The sequence below is a fragment of the Mesorhizobium sp. M1078 genome, assembly GCF_040318615.1.
In the GTDB taxonomy this organism is placed as follows: Bacteria; Pseudomonadota; Alphaproteobacteria; order Rhizobiales; family Rhizobiaceae; genus Mesorhizobium.
Genome location: NZ_JAMYMP010000024.1, coordinates 15,082 through 30,170, shown reverse-complemented (window position 1 = coordinate 30,170; position 15,089 = coordinate 15,082). Strand labels below are relative to the sequence as shown.

General features: G+C 63.9%; 21 protein-coding genes. 11 read left to right on the top strand and 10 right to left on the bottom strand.

Annotated features, from left to right (window positions below; all coding sequences use genetic code 11):
- Positions 1-28: 28 nt before the first annotated feature.
- Positions 29-376 (top strand): DUF1491 family protein, encoded by a 348-nt coding sequence (locus NKH38_RS24475; protein WP_023670160.1) that lies wholly within the window; start codon positions 29-31, stop codon positions 374-376.
- Here the strand turns inward: NKH38_RS24475 and NKH38_RS24470 are convergent.
- From NKH38_RS24470 to NKH38_RS24455, 4 genes are all read right to left on the bottom strand, one after another.
- A complete protein-coding gene (locus NKH38_RS24470; protein WP_352763950.1) occupies positions 363-1,370 on the bottom strand; it encodes a hypothetical protein in 1,008 nt (335 codons plus the stop codon). The two genes, NKH38_RS24475 and NKH38_RS24470, sit on opposite strands and share 14 nt — an antisense overlap.
- A gap of 396 nt (positions 1,371-1,766) precedes the next feature.
- Positions 1,767-2,315: a DUF1254 domain-containing protein gene (locus tag NKH38_RS24465; RefSeq protein WP_023702197.1), complete on the bottom strand. Its 549-nt coding sequence runs from the start codon at positions 2,313-2,315 to the stop codon at positions 1,767-1,769.
- Positions 2,308-2,892: a DUF1214 domain-containing protein gene (locus tag NKH38_RS24460; protein WP_023670163.1), complete on the bottom strand. Its 585-nt coding sequence runs from the start codon at positions 2,890-2,892 to the stop codon at positions 2,308-2,310. Before NKH38_RS24460 ends, NKH38_RS24465 begins: the two co-directional genes overlap by 8 nt.
- A 73-nt stretch (positions 2,893-2,965) precedes the next feature.
- The gene (locus tag NKH38_RS24455) at positions 2,966-5,125 is read right to left on the bottom strand and encodes a transglycosylase domain-containing protein (RefSeq protein ID WP_023687235.1); all 2,160 of its coding nucleotides are present in this window, start codon (positions 5,123-5,125) and stop codon (positions 2,966-2,968) included.
- Positions 5,126-5,252: 127 nt separating this feature from the next.
- Between NKH38_RS24455 and NKH38_RS24450 the strand changes: the two genes are divergently transcribed.
- From NKH38_RS24450 to NKH38_RS24440, 3 genes are read left to right on the top strand one after another with little or no spacing between them, the layout of a single operon-like run.
- Positions 5,253-5,381 (top strand): aminomethyltransferase family protein, encoded by a 129-nt coding sequence (locus NKH38_RS24450; RefSeq protein ID WP_280800251.1) that lies wholly within the window; start codon positions 5,253-5,255, stop codon positions 5,379-5,381.
- Positions 5,382-5,401: 20 nt separating this feature from the next.
- A complete protein-coding gene (locus tag NKH38_RS24445) occupies positions 5,402-5,557 on the top strand; it encodes a hypothetical protein (protein ID WP_348528070.1) in 156 nt (51 codons plus the stop codon).
- On the top strand, positions 5,539-7,092 hold the full coding sequence (locus NKH38_RS24440) for a trimethylamine methyltransferase family protein (RefSeq protein WP_352763955.1): 1,554 nt from the start codon (positions 5,539-5,541) through the stop codon (positions 7,090-7,092). The genes NKH38_RS24445 and NKH38_RS24440 overlap by 19 nt, the downstream gene beginning before the upstream one ends.
- Before the next feature lie 12 nt (positions 7,093-7,104).
- On the opposite strand, the gene NKH38_RS24435 is transcribed toward NKH38_RS24440, so the two are convergent.
- The 3 genes from NKH38_RS24435 to NKH38_RS24425 all read right to left on the bottom strand — a co-directional run bounded on the left by NKH38_RS24435 (position 7,105) and on the right by NKH38_RS24425 (position 9,460).
- Positions 7,105-7,269, bottom strand: coding sequence for a hypothetical protein (locus NKH38_RS24435; protein ID WP_023687237.1), 165 nt, complete (start codon positions 7,267-7,269; stop codon positions 7,105-7,107).
- A gap of 135 nt (positions 7,270-7,404) precedes the next feature.
- Positions 7,405-9,033 carry a chaperonin GroEL gene (gene groL, locus NKH38_RS24430; RefSeq protein WP_352763958.1) on the bottom strand — a complete coding sequence of 543 codons (1,629 nt, stop codon included), beginning with the start codon at positions 9,031-9,033 and terminating at the stop codon, positions 7,405-7,407.
- 64 nt (positions 9,034-9,097) lie between these two features.
- On the bottom strand, positions 9,098-9,460 hold the full coding sequence (locus NKH38_RS24425) for a co-chaperone GroES (RefSeq protein ID WP_023698577.1): 363 nt from the start codon (positions 9,458-9,460) through the stop codon (positions 9,098-9,100).
- Positions 9,461-9,707: 247 nt separating this feature from the next.
- On the opposite strand from NKH38_RS24425, the gene NKH38_RS24420 reads away from it, so the two are divergent.
- Entirely contained in the window at positions 9,708-9,971 is a 264-nt protein-coding gene (locus NKH38_RS24420; protein ID WP_023670169.1) for a hypothetical protein, read from the top strand.
- Positions 9,968-10,234, top strand: coding sequence for a DUF1488 family protein (locus NKH38_RS24415; protein WP_023670170.1), 267 nt, complete (start codon positions 9,968-9,970; stop codon positions 10,232-10,234). Before NKH38_RS24420 ends, NKH38_RS24415 begins: the two co-directional genes overlap by 4 nt.
- Before the next feature lie 43 nt (positions 10,235-10,277).
- Here NKH38_RS24415 and NKH38_RS24410 read toward each other — a convergent pair whose 3' ends face one another.
- The gene (locus NKH38_RS24410; RefSeq protein WP_023731023.1) at positions 10,278-10,469 is read right to left on the bottom strand and encodes a hypothetical protein; all 192 of its coding nucleotides are present in this window, start codon (positions 10,467-10,469) and stop codon (positions 10,278-10,280) included.
- Between the two features lie 7 nt (positions 10,470-10,476).
- Positions 10,477-10,686 carry a hypothetical protein gene (locus NKH38_RS24405; protein WP_023702192.1) on the bottom strand — a complete coding sequence of 70 codons (210 nt, stop codon included), beginning with the start codon at positions 10,684-10,686 and terminating at the stop codon, positions 10,477-10,479.
- 217 nt (positions 10,687-10,903) lie between these two features.
- Between NKH38_RS24405 and NKH38_RS24400 the strand changes: the two genes are divergently transcribed.
- Positions 10,904-11,311, top strand: a complete 408-nt coding sequence (locus NKH38_RS24400) for a DUF3168 domain-containing protein (RefSeq protein WP_023702191.1) — start codon at positions 10,904-10,906, stop codon at positions 11,309-11,311.
- Between the two features lie 6 nt (positions 11,312-11,317).
- Here the strand turns inward: NKH38_RS24400 and NKH38_RS24395 are convergent, their stop codons facing one another.
- Positions 11,318-11,704 carry an ester cyclase gene (locus NKH38_RS24395; RefSeq protein WP_023684533.1) on the bottom strand — a complete coding sequence of 129 codons (387 nt, stop codon included), beginning with the start codon at positions 11,702-11,704 and terminating at the stop codon, positions 11,318-11,320.
- Positions 11,705-11,984: 280 nt separating this feature from the next.
- Between NKH38_RS24395 and NKH38_RS24390 the strand changes: the two genes are divergently transcribed.
- From NKH38_RS24390 to NKH38_RS24375, 4 genes are all read left to right on the top strand, one after another.
- Complete coding sequence (locus NKH38_RS24390) at positions 11,985-12,245, top strand: hypothetical protein (RefSeq protein ID WP_023670174.1); 261 nt, start codon at positions 11,985-11,987, stop codon at positions 12,243-12,245.
- A gap of 82 nt (positions 12,246-12,327) precedes the next feature.
- A complete protein-coding gene (locus tag NKH38_RS24385; protein ID WP_023731025.1) occupies positions 12,328-12,993 on the top strand; it encodes a response regulator transcription factor in 666 nt (221 codons plus the stop codon).
- A complete protein-coding gene (locus tag NKH38_RS24380) occupies positions 12,977-14,395 on the top strand; it encodes an ATP-binding protein (protein WP_352763965.1) in 1,419 nt (472 codons plus the stop codon). The genes NKH38_RS24385 and NKH38_RS24380 overlap by 17 nt, the downstream gene beginning before the upstream one ends.
- Positions 14,396-14,570: 175 nt before the next feature.
- The gene (locus tag NKH38_RS24375; protein ID WP_023687241.1) at positions 14,571-15,014 is read left to right on the top strand and encodes an RT0821/Lpp0805 family surface protein; all 444 of its coding nucleotides are present in this window, start codon (positions 14,571-14,573) and stop codon (positions 15,012-15,014) included.
- The last annotated feature ends 75 nt before the right edge of the window (positions 15,015-15,089 follow it).

Here is a 15,089-nt window from a genome sequence, read left to right as displayed (position 1 = left end):
CGCCGCGCATGTCCTCCGGAGCCTCGTCATGCGCGTAACCACCGAGTTTTGGGTGTCGGCCCTGCTGCGCCGTGTTTTCGGCGCCGGCGGCTTTGCGGCCGTCGTCAAGCGCGGCGCAACCGAGGCCGGCGCTGTCTTCGTGCTCTCCCGCGGCAGGCTGGGCGACGTCTCCCTGTTCGGCCCGGCGCCGCAGACGAGCTACGATTCGGACAAACCGGATGATCGCTTTTTCACGCTGCTCGGCGCCGGCGACGATGCCGCCGCGCTTGACGCCAGGCTTGAGCGGGAGAAAAAATTCGATCCCGACATCTGGGTGGTCGAGATCGAGGCCGCAACGGTTTCCGTCGAGGAGCTTCTCTCCGTCAAGACGCCTTGAGGCTGGCCGCTAAGCTGGCTTTGTCGTCCGGCGCTTGGTCGCCATTCGCGGCGACAGGGGTGTTGCCGCGCACCGCTCGCGACAATGTTTCGGCCTTCCAGCCGCGCACCTTGTCGAGCGCCGCCTCGTGGTGCAGCAGCCGGTAGCGGTCGAGGAAGATGCGGATCGCCTGCGGGTGCGGAAACTCCCGGGGGTAAACCGCGACCACGATCAGGAATGCCCTGTCCTCGCTGAGGTCGAGCGCCCGCAGCGCGGCGAGCAACGAGACATAGCTCGAATGCTCGGTCAGCGACCGCGCCGTGGAGAAGTCGATGTCGAGCGCGTCGGCAAGCGCGGTCTGAAAGAAGGCGGCGTTGCCGGTCAGCGCCGTCTCGCGCAGCTTGCTGTAAGTTGCTGAGCCGACGAAGGGATTGACCGATGTCGCCTCGCCCTCGGCGAGCATCATCGAGCGCAGGCGGCGCCTGGCGGTTTCGGCGGCGCTGCCGGGCAGTTTTGGTGCGCTGGGAGCGGCGGCAGCGGCTTCGGCACCGTTGCCCGCCACGTCGGCGATCGGCTCGGGCTGCCGCACGCGCACCAGGGTCGGCTTTTCCAGCGACTTGATCAACTGCGCGATGGCCGGGTTCAAATCCTTGCGGCGGGCAATGGCGCGCGCATGCGGCAGGCCGTGGCGGCCGATCAACGCGATCAGGTCGATGTCGCCCAGCGCCCGCGAACGGACGAGCAAAGGCGCGCAGACATCGACCGGCTCCTCGCAAAGCCGCCGCACCAGGGCGGCCGGCGCATATTCGCATTCGGACAGGGCGGCGGCGACATAGCGGCGCGATTCGTCCGGCACGCTGTCGAACAGCGGCAGCGTCAGATCCTCGAGCTGGGCGATCTCGCGGCGCGACGGGCGGGTCAGCGAGCAGAACGCCGACACGGCGGCGCGAAACAGCCTTTCGGCTTTTCCCGATTCCGTCCGTATGGCGATTTGCCTGAAATCCGAAGCTGACACGGAAGATACGCCCGACACTCGACACAACCCGGACCATGCTCAACCGCAACTGTGTCGGTTTCGCGCTAGGCCTGGAACAAACATCAAATTAGCCGCGATCCGTTAGCGCTCCGTTAACCCTCTGCCGGCCTTAATCACATTTGGAGGCGTTGCGTTGTGCTCCGGGGCAACCGAGAGGAATACGCGAACCATGGGCATGGTACTGTCTTTCGTGCCGCGATCGGCACCAGTCAATCGAGCAGTTCAGGACACCGGTACGCCGGCGGCGGTGATCATTTTTCCCGGCGTCCGCTACGAGCATCCGCCATTGGCGGGCCAGGCGCGACCGGCGGACCAGCCGGGCACACCACGGACGCCTGTTCCGCACCACTGAATTTGCTGGTCGTCGGGGTGAGGTCAGTAGTCCTGCAGTTCGCAGGAGCTCTGGTCCAGGAACTGCGACACAACCGGCTTCCAGCTGTCGTCAGGCACCAAGGCGCGGATGACGAAGATGCCTTCCTCGATCGGCGCCTCGACGAAGATCGCCCCTTGCAGGTCTTCGGGAAGCTCCCTGCGCACGTCGATCATCTGTGCCGGCGTCAGCACCACGGTGTCCAGCTTGTTGCCGGTCGCCGTGCGGTCGTTGAATGAATAGAAATTGTGGCCGTTGCGGTCATAGACCGACACCGACCAGAACGGCACGCTGCCCGGCGCTTTGATCCGCACCACGCCTTCGGCAAGGTCGAAGCGGCAGGCGGCGGCGTAAAACAGCGGATCCACCGACTTCACCACCGGCGCGCCGCCCGCCTCGGCATCCAGCCTGGTCATCTTGTAGAGGTCGGACGCCATCGCCAGCCGTGACCAGGCATCGCGCTCGGTAAATTCCGGCACCAGCAAAAGCACCACGATGTGGACGATGCCGGCGCCGAGCAGGCCGAGCAGGATGGCGTGCAGCAACCTACGCATTGCAGCCAGCCTTGACGATCCGGGGCAGCGACACGTCGGAAAGGCCGGTGCTTGAGGCAATCGGCGTGTCGTAGAAGGTGAGCACGAAATACATCCGGCCAAAACCTTCGGTCAGAAGCCAGTTGCCGGGGGCCGGACGGTTGCCGACGGCGATGATCACCGAATTGTCGGGCTGACGCAGCACCTGGTAGGATTGCAGCGCCGCCAGCCTCGGCTTGCCGGTGTCGACCACGCCGAGCGATTGATCCGCGGCATAGAGCGTCCAGAACCGGGCGGTCGGGAAACTGCCTTCGATCCTGTAGTCGCATTGCCGCTGAAGCTCATCGCCGGCCGCATCGCGTTCGGCGATGAAGGACAAGCCTTCCGCCTTGCCGAGCGCCAGCACGCCCTCGCGCGCCACGCGCGCCTTCGAATAGGGGTCGGCATCTTGCGTGCCGATCTCGGGGAAGGCGGTCCATTGGCCGATGCTGATCGCGCCGACGCCGCTCTGCGCCTGCAGCGCATACCAGACGCTGCCGCCGCCGAGGCCGATGGCTATGGCAAGCGAAAGCAGCGTGAAAAAGGCGGTCTTGAGCATGAAGAACCGGGACGAGAGAATTATCGTTCGGGGATATAGCGGGGCAGGCCACAGAGCAAGCAGCGCTGTGGAATCAAAGCGCCGACAGGGTCTCCGGTGTCTGCGGCGAGCCGAGCACGGGCGCTGTCTGGAACACCTTGGTCATCTCGCGCAGCGTCTGTGTCGTGCGGCTGGACAACACCGCCGGGCGCTCGGCCGCGGCATCGGCGGCTGCCTGATCGGCGTTTTTCTTCTCCGCTTCCTCGGCTTTGGCCGCGATCTCTTCGTCGACGAAGGGCTTGTCTAGGCCGGGGATCGGCTTCAGGTCGATATTCTGGTGCGCGTAGACCATCAGCCGCTGCCACACCATCGCCGGCAGCGTGCCGCCGGTCATGTTGCGGGTCGGGGTGAAGTCGTCATTGCCGAGCCAGACGGCAGCCGTGTAATTGCCGGTGAAGCCGACGAACCAGGCGTCGCGGTAGGATTGCGTCGTCCCCGTCTTGCCAGCGACGACGATGTTGGGCAGCTGCGCGCGCCGCGCGGTGCCGATCGCCGGCACCGCAGCCAGCATGGTGTTCATGTATTTCAAAGCCTGTTCCGACAGAACCCGATGCGGCGCCGGCGCATCCTTGGCAAAGTCGTAGACGACATCGCCGGTGCGGGTGACGAGCTGGGTGATGCCGTGCCGCGAGCCGGCGAAGCCGTTCTGCGCGAACACGCTGTAGCCCGTCGCCTGGTCCATGACCGTCATGCCCGATGTGCCGAGCACCATGGTCTTGTGCGACTCCAGCGGCGATTCCACGCCGAATGATTCGGCCATCGCCTTGATCGGGCCGATGCCGAGATAGTCCTTGGCCAGCCGTACCGGCACGGTGTTGATCGATTTGGCGATCGCCGTGATCAGCGTCACATTGCCGGCCGAGCCGCCATTGTAATTGTGCGGTGACCAGCCGCCCCAACTGATCGGCCCGCCTGAGACGACGGAGTCCGGGGTGAACCCGTGCTCCATGGCGGTGGCGTAGACGTAAGGTTTGAACGAGGAGCCGGTCTGGCGCAGCGCCTTGGTGGCGCGGTTGAACTGGCTTGCGCCATAGTCGCGGCCGCCGACAATGGCGCGTACCGCGCCATTGGTCTCGATCACTACAACGGCGCCCTCGGTGACGTTGTATTCCTTGCCGAACTGGCGGAGATGGAATTCGACGGATTCCTCCGCCGCTTTCTGGATGTTGGCGTCGAAAGTGGTGTGTGCGACCAGCGAATGCTGGCCGGGCTTGGCGATCTTCTTGACCTCATCGAAGGCCCAGTCGAGGTAATAGTCCGGGCTCTTCTGCTCGCCGCGGTCGACGATCTCGGCTGGATGCAGCCTTGCCTGCAGCACCTGGCCTTCGGTCATGAAACCAGAATCGACGAGGTTCGACAGCACCACATTGGCGCGAGCACGGGCGGCGGGCAGGTTGATGTGCGGGGCGTATTTGGTCGGCGCCTTGAACAGGCCGGCCAGCATCGCCGCCTCGGCGAGGTTCAGATCCTTGACGCTCTTGCCGAAATAGAAATCCGCCGCCGCCTCGATGCCGAACGTGCCGCCGCCCATATAGGCGCGGTCGAGATAGAGCTGCAGGATCTCCTTCTTCGACAGATTGGCCTCCAGCCACAGCGACAGGAAGGCTTCCTTGATCTTGCGCTGGAAGGTCCGCTCATTCGACAGGAACAGGTTCTTGGCCAGCTGCTGGGTGATGCTGGAGCCGCCCTGGACGACGGAATTAGCCCGCACATTCTCGAAGATGGCGCGCGACAGGCCGAGCACGTCGATGCCGTAGTGCTCGAAGAAGCGTCGGTCCTCGGTCGCCAGCACCGCTTTGATGACATGGTCCGGCATCTCGTCGACAGGCACGGAATCGCGCTGGATGATGCCGCGCTGGCCAATCTCATTGCCGTAGCGGTCAAGGAAGGTGACGGCGAAATCGCCCTGACTGCGCCAGTCGCCGGTGGTGATCTGGAAGGCCGGCATCGCGAGTGCGAGCAGCACGACGACGCCGCCGGCGCCCATCGTAAAACCTTCGCTCAGCACCTCGATGATGCCGCGTCGCCAGCCGGTGACTCGGAAGCGCCGCGAAAAAATGGTCGCCGATTCCCAGAACTGGCCGGCCTTGAAGCCGATTTCGTAGAGCGAGGAATCGATCCACGCGTCCACCGCCAGCAGTGCGGCGGCGATCGGACCTCTTCGTCTTGGACGTCGTTCTAAAGGACTGGCCATTCCCGAAACTCACCCAACCCACCTGAGAACCGCAAGCGGGCAATTTCAGGGCGGGCATACCCGGCGAAGACTATTCTTCCATTTCAGCCCGGCTCACAAGGGCAGCCAGGCCACACCGCACGGTTTGTTGAGCGCCGCCCGGATCGTGACGCTGGAGGTCGACGCCGTCGATGCCGACGCCAGTGGCTTCGAGCCAGTCTGGCACAAGGGCCGGCGCGTCGGCTTCGTCGCCTCGCCGGCTATGGCTACACAATAGGCAAAAGCGTCGCGCTGACGTTGCTGGGCGACGAATTCGCCGGGGAGGGGACCGCGCTTTGGGTGCACATTGTCGGCGTCGAGCGGCCGGCGCGAATTATTCCGGCCTCGCCATACGACCCCGAGGGCAGGCGATGCGGCAATGAGGAGTTTTGGCCATGGTCGATGACATTATAAGGGAGACCAGGCGCGAGCGCCGGCGCGGGCACACCGGTGAGGCCGGCAGCGGGTCAAGCCGCCACCCGAACTATCGCTCGCTCAAGAACCCGTTCCTGCCGCAGCCGGTGTTTTCGGACGACCAGGTCGCGGCCATCCACGACACGGCGTTGCGCGTGCTGGAAGAGCTCGGCATCAAGGTGCTGCTGCCGGAGGCACGGGCGATCTACGCCAAAGCCGGTGCGCTGGTCGACGAGGACAGCCAGATGGTGCGCATCGGCCGCGATATTGTCACTGCGGCACTGGCCTCGGCGCCGAAATCCATCCGGGCGCTGGCGGGCAACCGTAGCCGCGATCTCATGCTGGAGCTCGGCTCGATGACGTTCCTGGCCGGAGCCGGGGCGCCCAACGTCACCGATCTCGAACGCGGACGGCGTCCGGGCACGCTCGCCGCTTTCGAAGAACTGACCAAGCTTGTTCAGAATTTCGACGTGCTGCATATGCTCGGCCCCTGGATCGAGCCGCAGGATGTCGACAACCATTTGCGCCACTATGCCGTCAACCGTGCGCAGCTGACCCTGTCGGACAAGTTCCCCTTCGTCTTCGCCCGCGGCACGCCGCAGGTCGAGGATGGGTTCGAGATGATCAGGCTGGCGCGCGGGCTCTCGCAGGACGAGTTCCTGGCCGGCGTCCATTGCTACACCGTGATCAACACCAATTCGCCGCGCCAGCTCGATATCCCGATGGCGCAAGGCATCATCGACTTCGCCAGGGCCGGCCAGGTCTCTGTCATCACGCCCTTCTGCCTGGCCGGCGCCATGGCGCCGATCACCGTCGCCGGCGCATTGACGCTGCAGCATGCCGAGGCGCTGGCTGGTCTCGCGCTGGCGCAGATGGTGCGGCCGGGCGCACCGGTGGTCTACGGATCCTTCTCCTCCAATGTCGACATGAAGTCCGGCGCACCGGCCTTCGGCACGCCCGAGCACGTCAAGGCGACGCTGGGCGCCGGCCAGCTGGCGCGCTTCACCGGCCTGCCTTGGCGGTCCGGCGGCGGCAGTGCGGCCAACATTTCCGATGTGCAGGCGGCGCACGAGACGCAGTTCGCGCTGTGGGGCTCGGTGCTTGCCGGCGCCACCGTCTGCATCCATGCCGCGGGCTGGCTGGAGGGTGGCCTCAGCGTCTCCTACGAGAAGCTGATCACCGATATCGAGGCATTGCAGACGGTTGCCGAACTCTGCGCTACGACCCCCGGCGACGAGGATTCGATCGGCTTCGAGGCGATCGCTGAAGTCCAGCCGGGCGGGCATTTCTTCTCCGCCGGCCACACCATGACGCGCTACCGCACCGCCTTCTACGAGCCGCTGGTCGCCGATTGGTCGAGTTTCGGCAGCTGGACGCAGTCCGGTTCGAAGTCGGCCACCGAGCGCGCCACCGGCATCTGGAAGCGGACGCTGGCCGACTTCCAGCCGCCGGCGTCGGCCGTTGCCACATCCGATGTGCTCGACGAGTTCATTGCCCGCCGCACCGAAGAGGGCGGAGCGTTGCCGGTGTCGTGAGGTTGGCAGCCGTCACGTCGGCCGCTTGTCGCCGGTCTTCGACGGCTCGCGGCGAATCGGCCCGGCATCGGCCTGCCTGTGCTTGTCGGCGGCAATCCGGCGGATGCGATCGAAGCGGCTCTCCTCCGCCGGCTTGGTCGCGGATACAGCGTTTGGCTTCGGGGCGAATGTGATCATCTGTCGATCTCCCTGTCGTTGATGACTGGTCTTGACTGACTGACGGAAATTCCTGGCTCGCCGGGGAAATGTCCCCGGCAGCCTGTTTTGATTTATGCCCGCCCAGATTCCCAGCGGGCAATTTTCGGGCGATGGTCAGTAGCCGCCCATGCCGCCACCGCCGCCCGCAGGCGCCGCATCCTTGGCCGGAACGTCGGTGATCATCGCTTCGGCGGTGATCAGAAGGGCGGCGATCGAGCCGGCGTCCTGCAACGCGGTGCGCACCACTTTCGCCGGGTCGACGATGCCGGCCTTGATCATGTCGACATAGACCTCGTTCTGGGCGTCAAAGCCCTGATTCTGGTCCTTGCTGTCGGTCAGCTTGCCGACGACGATCGAGCCTTCGACGCCGGAATTCTCGGCGATCTGGCGGATCGGCGCTTCCAGCGCCCTGAGCACGATCGAAATGCCGGCGGTCACATCGTCATTGGCGCCGGTCAGGCCGGCCAGAGCCGATCTTGCGCGCAGAAGCGCCACGCCACCGCCGGGCACGATGCCTTCTTCCACCGCCGCGCGCGTCGCATTCAGCGCGTCGTCGATGCGGTCCTTCTTTTCCTTCACTTCAGACTCGGTGACGCCGCCGACGCGGATCACGGCGACGCCGCCGGCGAGCTTGGCCAGCCGCTCCTGCAGCTTCTCCTTGTCGTAGTCGGACGTGGTCTCCTCGATCTGGCCCTTGATCTGCGCGATGCGCGCCTGGATGGTCGCCTTGGTGCCGGCGCCGTCGATGATCGTGGTGGTGTCCTTCTCGATCAGTACGCGCTTGGCGCGGCCAAGCATCTCGATGGTGACGTTTTCGAGCTTGATGCCGAGATCCTCGGAAATCATCTGGCCCGATGTCAGCACGGCGATGTCTTCCAGCATCGCCTTGCGGCGATCGCCGAAGCCCGGCGCCTTGACGGCCGCGACCTTGAGGCCGCCGCGCAGCTTGTTGACGACCAGCGTCGCCAGTGCTTCGCCTTCGACGTCTTCCGAGATGATCAGCAACGGCCTGCCGCTCTGCACCACTGCTTCGAGGATCGGCAGCATCGCCTGCAGATTGCCGAGCTTCTTCTCGTGGATGAGCACGTAAGGCTCTTCCAGTTCGACGCGCATCTTGTCGGCATTGGTGACGAAATAGGGTGAGAGATAGCCGCGGTCGAACTGCATGCCTTCGACGACGTCGAGTTCGGTGTCGGCGGTCTTGGCCTCCTCGACGGTGATGACGCCGTCATTGCCGACCTTGTCCATCGCCTTGGCGATCATGGCGCCGACGCTGGCATCGCCATTGGCGGCGATGGTGCCGACCTGCGCGATCTCGGCCGACGACTTGACCTTCTTGGCCTTCGCCTTGATGTCCTTGACCACGGCGGCGACAGCCTGGTCGATGCCACGCTTGAGGTCCATCGGGTTCATGCCCGCGGCAACCAGCTTGGCGCCTTCGCGCAGGATCGATGCGGCCAGCACCGTGGCGGTGGTGGTGCCGTCACCGGCGAGGTCGTTGGTCTTCGAAGCCACTTCGCGCACCATCTGCGCGCCCATGTTCTCGAACTTGTCAGCAAGCTCGATTTCCTTGGCCACCGTCACACCGTCCTTGGTGATGCGCGGCGCGCCATAGGCCTTGTCGATGATGACGTTGCGGCCCTTGGGGCCGAGCGTGACCTTCACCGCATTGGTGAGGATCTCGACGCCGCGCAGCATGCGGTCGCGCGCGTCGGTGGCGAATTTGATTTCCTTGGCAGACATTTTTTTCAATCCCGTTGGTGTGGTGAAGCAAGCGGCTCGCCGGAGCCTGGCAAAGCCAGGCCGGTCAGGCAGCCTTCTTGGCTTTGACGCTCTTCTCGGTGACGACCGTCCCGCTCTTGCCGATAGCGGCCGTCTCGCTCTTGTCGATGACGCCCATAATGTCGGCTTCCTTCATGATCAGCAGGTCCTCGCCGTCGATCTTGACCTCGGTGCCCGACCATTTGCCGAACAGGATGAAGTCGCCGGCCTTGACGTCGAGCGGAACAAGCGCGCCGTTTTCGTCGCGTGCGCCCGGCCCAACGGCGATGACTTCGCCTTCCTGCGGCTTTTCCTTGGCATTGTCGGGAATGATGATGCCGCCCTTGGATTTGACATCGCCTTCGGCGCGCCGGATGACGACGCGGTCGTGGAGTGGCCGAAACTTCATGAGAACTTCTTTCTGGGGCCGGCATAGGCGACCGCGCCGTTCTTATAGGCGTGTTGGCTCTCGATAGATAGGAGTGCCAAAAATTATTCGTGGCCAAAATTAAATATTAAAAAGTATTATGATGTCTGCAGGGTTCGAAACGTCGCGAGGCGCCTAGATATTTCAAAAAATTGAATTTCGAGGCAAAAGTGACTATTTATATCGTAAGTTCGATTTCACAATTTCAGGCACGAAGGAGATTTAGGCGATGGCCGAAGGCAATCAGAGCATCATGGAAAAAGCTGAAGCCCGCTTCATGGACAAGCAGAAGAAGACGGCCGAGCGCAACAAGGCAACCTCCGACTACATGTCCGAAGCGAGGGCCAGGGAGATCAAGACGGCAAGGCTCAGGGAATTGCGCCTGGCCAAGGAAGAGGCCGACCGCGTCGCGGAAGCCTTGAACCCGACACCGAAGAAGAAGCGGGCGACAGTCAAGAAAGCCGCCGCCGCGCCGAAGGGGGGCACGTCATGAGCCTGACATTCCCCAATCCAAGTCGCTTCTATGACGAGGCCGGCAAGCGCATCCGCTTTGTCGGCCACGACGGCATGTTCCAGATTTCCTTCTCTGTCGCAGCCGATGCCCTCTCGAAGGCGCCATCAGGGACGGCGACCGCGGAAGCCACCTATCTGGCGGCTTTCGACACCGCGTCCAGCTCCATCCATGACATTGCCAGCAAGGCCTACGCCCGCACCCGCAAGAGCATATATGTGCTCACAGCCGCGGATTTCGGTTAGCGCGCGTTCGTCTTGCAATCAGAGCGGCTGAGATCAGCGTGCGTCAGGACTTGCGGTCGGCTTTTGCCCGCCGCTTGACGTCCCGGCTGTTCAGGCGGTCGGCCATCGCTTCCGCATCGCGCACATTCATGGCCACCATTACCTGTTGCTTAAGCTCGACAGGCTGGCCGGTGAAGATGTCGAAGATAGTCCAGCTCTCGGGCTCGTCCATGCGCAACGCGTAGCGGTTTGTCATATCGGCATCAGGCCTTTGACATGAAAAATGCCGCCGCCAGGATCAGGATTGTCCAGGCCACCACCGACAGCTTCAAGGCCAGGCCGCCATGCATTGAAAGTATCTCGCGCATGCGCAGGGCCACGGTGCTCTTCGACAGGGCGGGTGCTGCCGCAATCGCGACCGGGGGCTTGACGCCGAGCTTTCCAAAAGCCGGCAGCAGCGGTGGCGTTCGCATGAAATGACCTCGAATTGCCGGAGAAAACAGGGCTCCTCATAACACCCTTCTTGAAACTCCCCGCATGCCAAATAGAACCCGGTCCGTGAAAGGGCCATGCCGCCCGATTCGCCGCCTTCCATCAGGCGGATCGTCATCTGGCGAAATCCGTGCAACGCGGTTAGGTTGCGCGCGAAACTGAGGTTGTTCAAAGCGTGACAGGCGAACGGAGACGACGATGACGGCGCCCGGCGATTTGCTGCAAGCCTTGTTCATGAGATTGAAGAGCGATGCCTCGCTGACGGCGCTGCTCGGCGGCGCCGGGTTGCGCGAGCAGGCGGCCGACAGTGCCGCCTTCCCTTATGTGACCTATGGCAGGACCAGCGCATTCGATCTGGACACCGGCGCCGACAATGATGACGACCAGCTCATCACGCTGCATGTCTGGTCGAAGGCGCAAGGCGAGGCCGAGACGCGTCTGATCATGGACAGCATCCGGGCGCGCCTTGACGGCGCCGCTTTCGCCACCGGCTCGCGCGACCAGACCCGCCTGTCCTTGGAGTTCGCCGAGGCCCGCTACGACGAGGACCTGGCGCTCTACCACGGGGTGCTGCGGATACGCGCCCTCACCGAGCAAAATGATTGAAGCAACCTAGATTTGCGCCTGGATCTCGGCCTTGTCGATGACTGACCACACCTCGCGGATGCGACCCTCTCCGAATTCGTAGAAAACATTCTCAGCGAACGACACGCGCTTGCCGTTCACCGGCAGGCCGAACAGCACGCCCTTGGGATGACAGTCGAAATGCAGGCGCGCCGCCACGCGCGGCGGCTGGCAGACCAGCAGTTCGATGTTGAAGCGGAGGTCGGGAATCGCCTCGAAATCGCCTTCGAGCATACGGCGATAACCCGACAGGCCGAGCATTTCGCCATTGTGCTGCACCTCGTCGCCGACAAAGTCTCCAAGTTTCGCCCAGTCCTGGGCATTCAGGCAAGCGATATAGCCCCGGTAAAGGTCGGCAAGGTCTTTATCCGTCATGGCGCACTCCGATGATTTGGCGTTTCCCGCGCTATTTAGGGCGGCCCTTCAGAATGGTCTCGCCTTGACCTGTTCCCAATCTGGCTGCGAATTGAGAACCTGCGCGCAAACACCATAGCCGCGCAGCCGGTTTTCCGGTTATGAATCCATTGCCCGGTCTGAGGGACTGGGCGGTAGGATCGCATTCATTCGTTGCGCGCGCAGGGGGTATTGCGGGGATGGATTTTCACCCGTTCACCGTTCATTTCACGTTCAGCACAGTTGCGTTACAACGCCGACCATGAAAACGCTTCGCTCTCATGTCAGAACCGCGATACTGGCGCTCACGGCGGCCGGCCTGTTGGCGTCGCAAGCGACGCCGGCAGCCGCGGCGGATTGCTACGCGATCGGCCAGCAGGTTGCCGAGCAGAATGGCGGCACGCTGGCCAAGGCTTCGCAGACGACGCGTGGCGGCCAGGAGGTCTGCGTCATCGTCGTGCTTGTGCCGGGCAAGGACGGCCAGCGTCCGCGCCGCTCCGAGATCGTCGTCCCGGCGAACTGATCCAATCTTCCCCCTTGCAGGGCTCGTTTCCCAGACCACCGGAATCGGCCTATATCTGACACATCAACAGGCCTGACCGATCATGCGCGTACTCGTCGTCGAAGATGACAAGGATCTCAACCGGCAGCTGGCCGACGCGCTGGTCGATGCCGGCTATGTCGTCGACCGCTCCTATGACGGCGAGGAGGGGCATTTCCTCGGCGACACCGAGCCCTACGATGCCGTCGTGCTCGACATAGGCCTGCCGCAGATGGACGGCATCAGCGTCGTCGAGCGCTGGCGCCGCAACGGCCGCAAGATGCCGGTGCTGATCCTGACAGCGCGCGACCGCTGGAGCGACAAGGTGTCGGGCATCGATGCCGGCGCCGACGACTATGTCACCAAGCCGTTCCACATCGAGGAGGTGCTGGCCAGGGTGAGGGCGCTGATCCGCCGCGCCGCCGGCCATGCCTCGTCCGAGCTCACTTGCGGGCCGCTGCGCCTCGACACCAAGGCCTCCAAGGCCGATGTCGCCGGCGTGCCGCTGAAGCTGACCTCGCATGAGTTCCGCCTGCTGGCGTATCTGATGCACCATATGGGCGAGGTGGTGTCGCGCACCGAGCTGGTCGAGCATCTCTACGACCAGGATTTCGACCGCGATTCCAACACCATCGAGGTCTTTGTCGGCCGGCTGCGCAAGAAGATGGGCATCGACATGATCGAAACCGTGCGCGGCATGGGCTATCGCATGCGTGAGCCGGAGGCGTAAGGCGGAACCGCTCCCCATACCAGCAAGGAAGCCTTTTTCGGCGCGGCTCTGGCCGCGCTCGCTGGCCTTCCGCGTCATCGGATTTTCCACGATCTGGGCGATCCTCACCCTGATCGTCATCTTCACTCTGATCACCACGCTCTACCGCCAGGCCAGCGAGCGCGGCTTCGACAGCCTGCTGTCGGCGCATCTGTTCAATCTGATCGGCTCGGTCGGCGTTTCCGAATCCGGCCAGCTCACCGGTGCTCCCGACCTTGGCGACCTGCGCTTCTCGGAGCCGAATTCGGGCTGGTACTGGTCGGTGGAGCCGGCTTCCGAAGGTGTGCACGGCAACCTTCATTCGTCCTCGATGACCACGACGATCCCGTCGCCGACCGTCGCCGAGGTGCCGTTCAATTCGAGCTTCCAGCGCAGCTACTCCACCGACGGTATCGGCGACGAGCAGCTCGAAGTGTTCGAGAGCGAATTCGTGCTCGACGCCAAGAACCGCGCCGCGCGCTTCCGCGTGATGGGCAACAAGACCGAGCTCGAACAGGAGATCGCCACCTTCCAAGGCCGATTGCTGACCTATCTCAGCCTGTTCGGCGTCGGCATGATCGCCATCAATGCGATCGCTATCCTGCTCGGCCTCCAGCCCTTGCGCCGGGTTCGCAACGCGCTTGCCCAGGTGCGCGAAGGCACGGCGCAGCGGCTCGATGGCCGGTTTCCCGCCGAGATCGAGCCGCTCGCCAACGAAACCAATGCGCTGATCGAAAACAACAAGCGCATCGTCGAGCGCTCGCGTACGCAGGTCGGCAACCTTGCCCATTCGCTGAAGACGCCGCTCGCCGTGCTGATAAATGAGGGCCGGGCTCTCGGCGGCGCCAAGGGCCAGCTCATCGCCGACCAGGCGGCGTCGATGCAGAAACAGGTCGACCACTACCTGCAGCGGGCACGGGTCGCGGCGCAGCGCGACAGCGTCGTCTACCGCACGCCGGTGACGCCGCTGGTGCAGCGCATGGCGCGCGTGCTGCAAAAACTCAAGCCTGATGTCAGCCTGTCGCTTACGCTGCCGGCGGCCGACATCGTCTTTGCTGGCGAGCGCGAGGATTTGGAGGAACTGCTCGGCAACCTTCTCGACAATGCGATGAAATGGGCGAAGAGCACTGTTGCCGTATCCGTCACGCCGGCCGCAGCCGGCCTGTTCGAGCTATCGATCGAGGATGACGGTCCCGGCATCCCCGAGGACAAGGCCCGCGACGTCTTGAAACGCGGCCGGCGCCTCGACGAGACAAAGCCGGGAACCGGGCTCGGACTTGCCATCGTTGCCGACCTCGTCAACGAGTATGGCGGGGCGCTGGCGCTGGAACGCTCCACGATGGGCGGGCTGAAGGCGGTTGTGCGCTTGCGGAGCTTGCAATGATGTACTGCCCAGGGCCAATCGACACGGCCGAATGCCTGTGTTATGGCGGCCCCTCGATTGCGCAAAAGCCGTTAAGAACGGCCAAATTTCCGACAAATATCAATACTATGACGTCCTGACGCCCCCCGATGACGCGGCCCCCAGCGCATCCCGTTCAAGAAAACCGGTTGTTGGCATGAAGATTCGCGTTGCGCTCGTTTCCGCACTGCTCGCTCTTTCCGGCTGCGGGACGCTGGGCAAGGGCAGTGGCCCGGATATCTCCATCACCAACCCGCCCGCGTCGCCTCCTTCAGGGGCCAAAGTCGCGACGACGATCATCTCGGCCATGGCCGGCGGGCTCGTCGGCGGATCGATCGGCAGCGGCCTGAACAGCACCGAGAAGCGCAAGGCGCTCGAGGCGGAATACAAGGCGCTCGAATATACGGCGAGCGGCCAGAAGGTGACGTGGAAGAGCGACAGTTCGGCTCATTCCGGCGAAGTCGTCGCGGCCCAGCCCTACCGCGTCGGCTCGCAGGATTGCCGCCAGTACACCCATACGGTGTTTACCGGCACGGCCGGCCAGACCGCGCGGGGCACCGCATGCCGCAACGCCGACGGCAGCTGGACGCCGCTGACCTGAACATTGGGCCGGGGTCGGAATCCCGTCAAAGCGTCGCAGCACCCTCATGTTGTGAGAGCAGGGCTCTCGCTCTAT

Bases quoted from the DNA above. Each gene is read 5' to 3' on its own strand.
- NKH38_RS24440 (WP_352763955.1), top strand. From the start codon at position 5,539: ATGGTCGATGACATTATAAGGGAGACCAGGCGCGAGCGCCGGCGCGGG.
- NKH38_RS24475 (WP_023670160.1), top strand. From the start codon at position 29: ATGCGCGTAACCACCGAGTTTTGGGTGTCGGCCCTGCTGCGCCGTGTT.
- NKH38_RS24455 (WP_023687235.1), bottom strand. From the start codon at position 5,125: ATGGCCAGTCCTTTAGAACGACGTCCAAGACGAAGAGGTCCGATCGCC.
- NKH38_RS24375 (WP_023687241.1), top strand. From the start codon at position 14,571: ATGAAGATTCGCGTTGCGCTCGTTTCCGCACTGCTCGCTCTTTCCGGC.
- NKH38_RS24405 (WP_023702192.1), bottom strand. From the start codon at position 10,686: ATGCGAACGCCACCGCTGCTGCCGGCTTTTGGAAAGCTCGGCGTCAAG.
- NKH38_RS24400 (WP_023702191.1), top strand. From the start codon at position 10,904: ATGACGGCGCCCGGCGATTTGCTGCAAGCCTTGTTCATGAGATTGAAG.
- NKH38_RS24415 (WP_023670170.1), top strand. From the start codon at position 9,968: ATGAGCCTGACATTCCCCAATCCAAGTCGCTTCTATGACGAGGCCGGC.
- groL (WP_352763958.1), bottom strand. From the start codon at position 9,033: ATGTCTGCCAAGGAAATCAAATTCGCCACCGACGCGCGCGACCGCATG.
- NKH38_RS24460 (WP_023670163.1), bottom strand. From the start codon at position 2,892: ATGCTCAAGACCGCCTTTTTCACGCTGCTTTCGCTTGCCATAGCCATC.
- NKH38_RS24385 (WP_023731025.1), top strand. From the start codon at position 12,328: ATGCGCGTACTCGTCGTCGAAGATGACAAGGATCTCAACCGGCAGCTG.
- NKH38_RS24410 (WP_023731023.1), bottom strand. From the start codon at position 10,469: ATGACAAACCGCTACGCGTTGCGCATGGACGAGCCCGAGAGCTGGACT.
- NKH38_RS24465 (WP_023702197.1), bottom strand. From the start codon at position 2,315: ATGCGTAGGTTGCTGCACGCCATCCTGCTCGGCCTGCTCGGCGCCGGC.
- NKH38_RS24395 (WP_023684533.1), bottom strand. From the start codon at position 11,704: ATGACGGATAAAGACCTTGCCGACCTTTACCGGGGCTATATCGCTTGC.
- NKH38_RS24390 (WP_023670174.1), top strand. From the start codon at position 11,985: ATGAAAACGCTTCGCTCTCATGTCAGAACCGCGATACTGGCGCTCACG.
- NKH38_RS24425 (WP_023698577.1), bottom strand. From the start codon at position 9,460: ATGAAGTTTCGGCCACTCCACGACCGCGTCGTCATCCGGCGCGCCGAA.
- NKH38_RS24435 (WP_023687237.1), bottom strand. From the start codon at position 7,269: ATGATCACATTCGCCCCGAAGCCAAACGCTGTATCCGCGACCAAGCCG.
- NKH38_RS24420 (WP_023670169.1), top strand. From the start codon at position 9,708: ATGGCCGAAGGCAATCAGAGCATCATGGAAAAAGCTGAAGCCCGCTTC.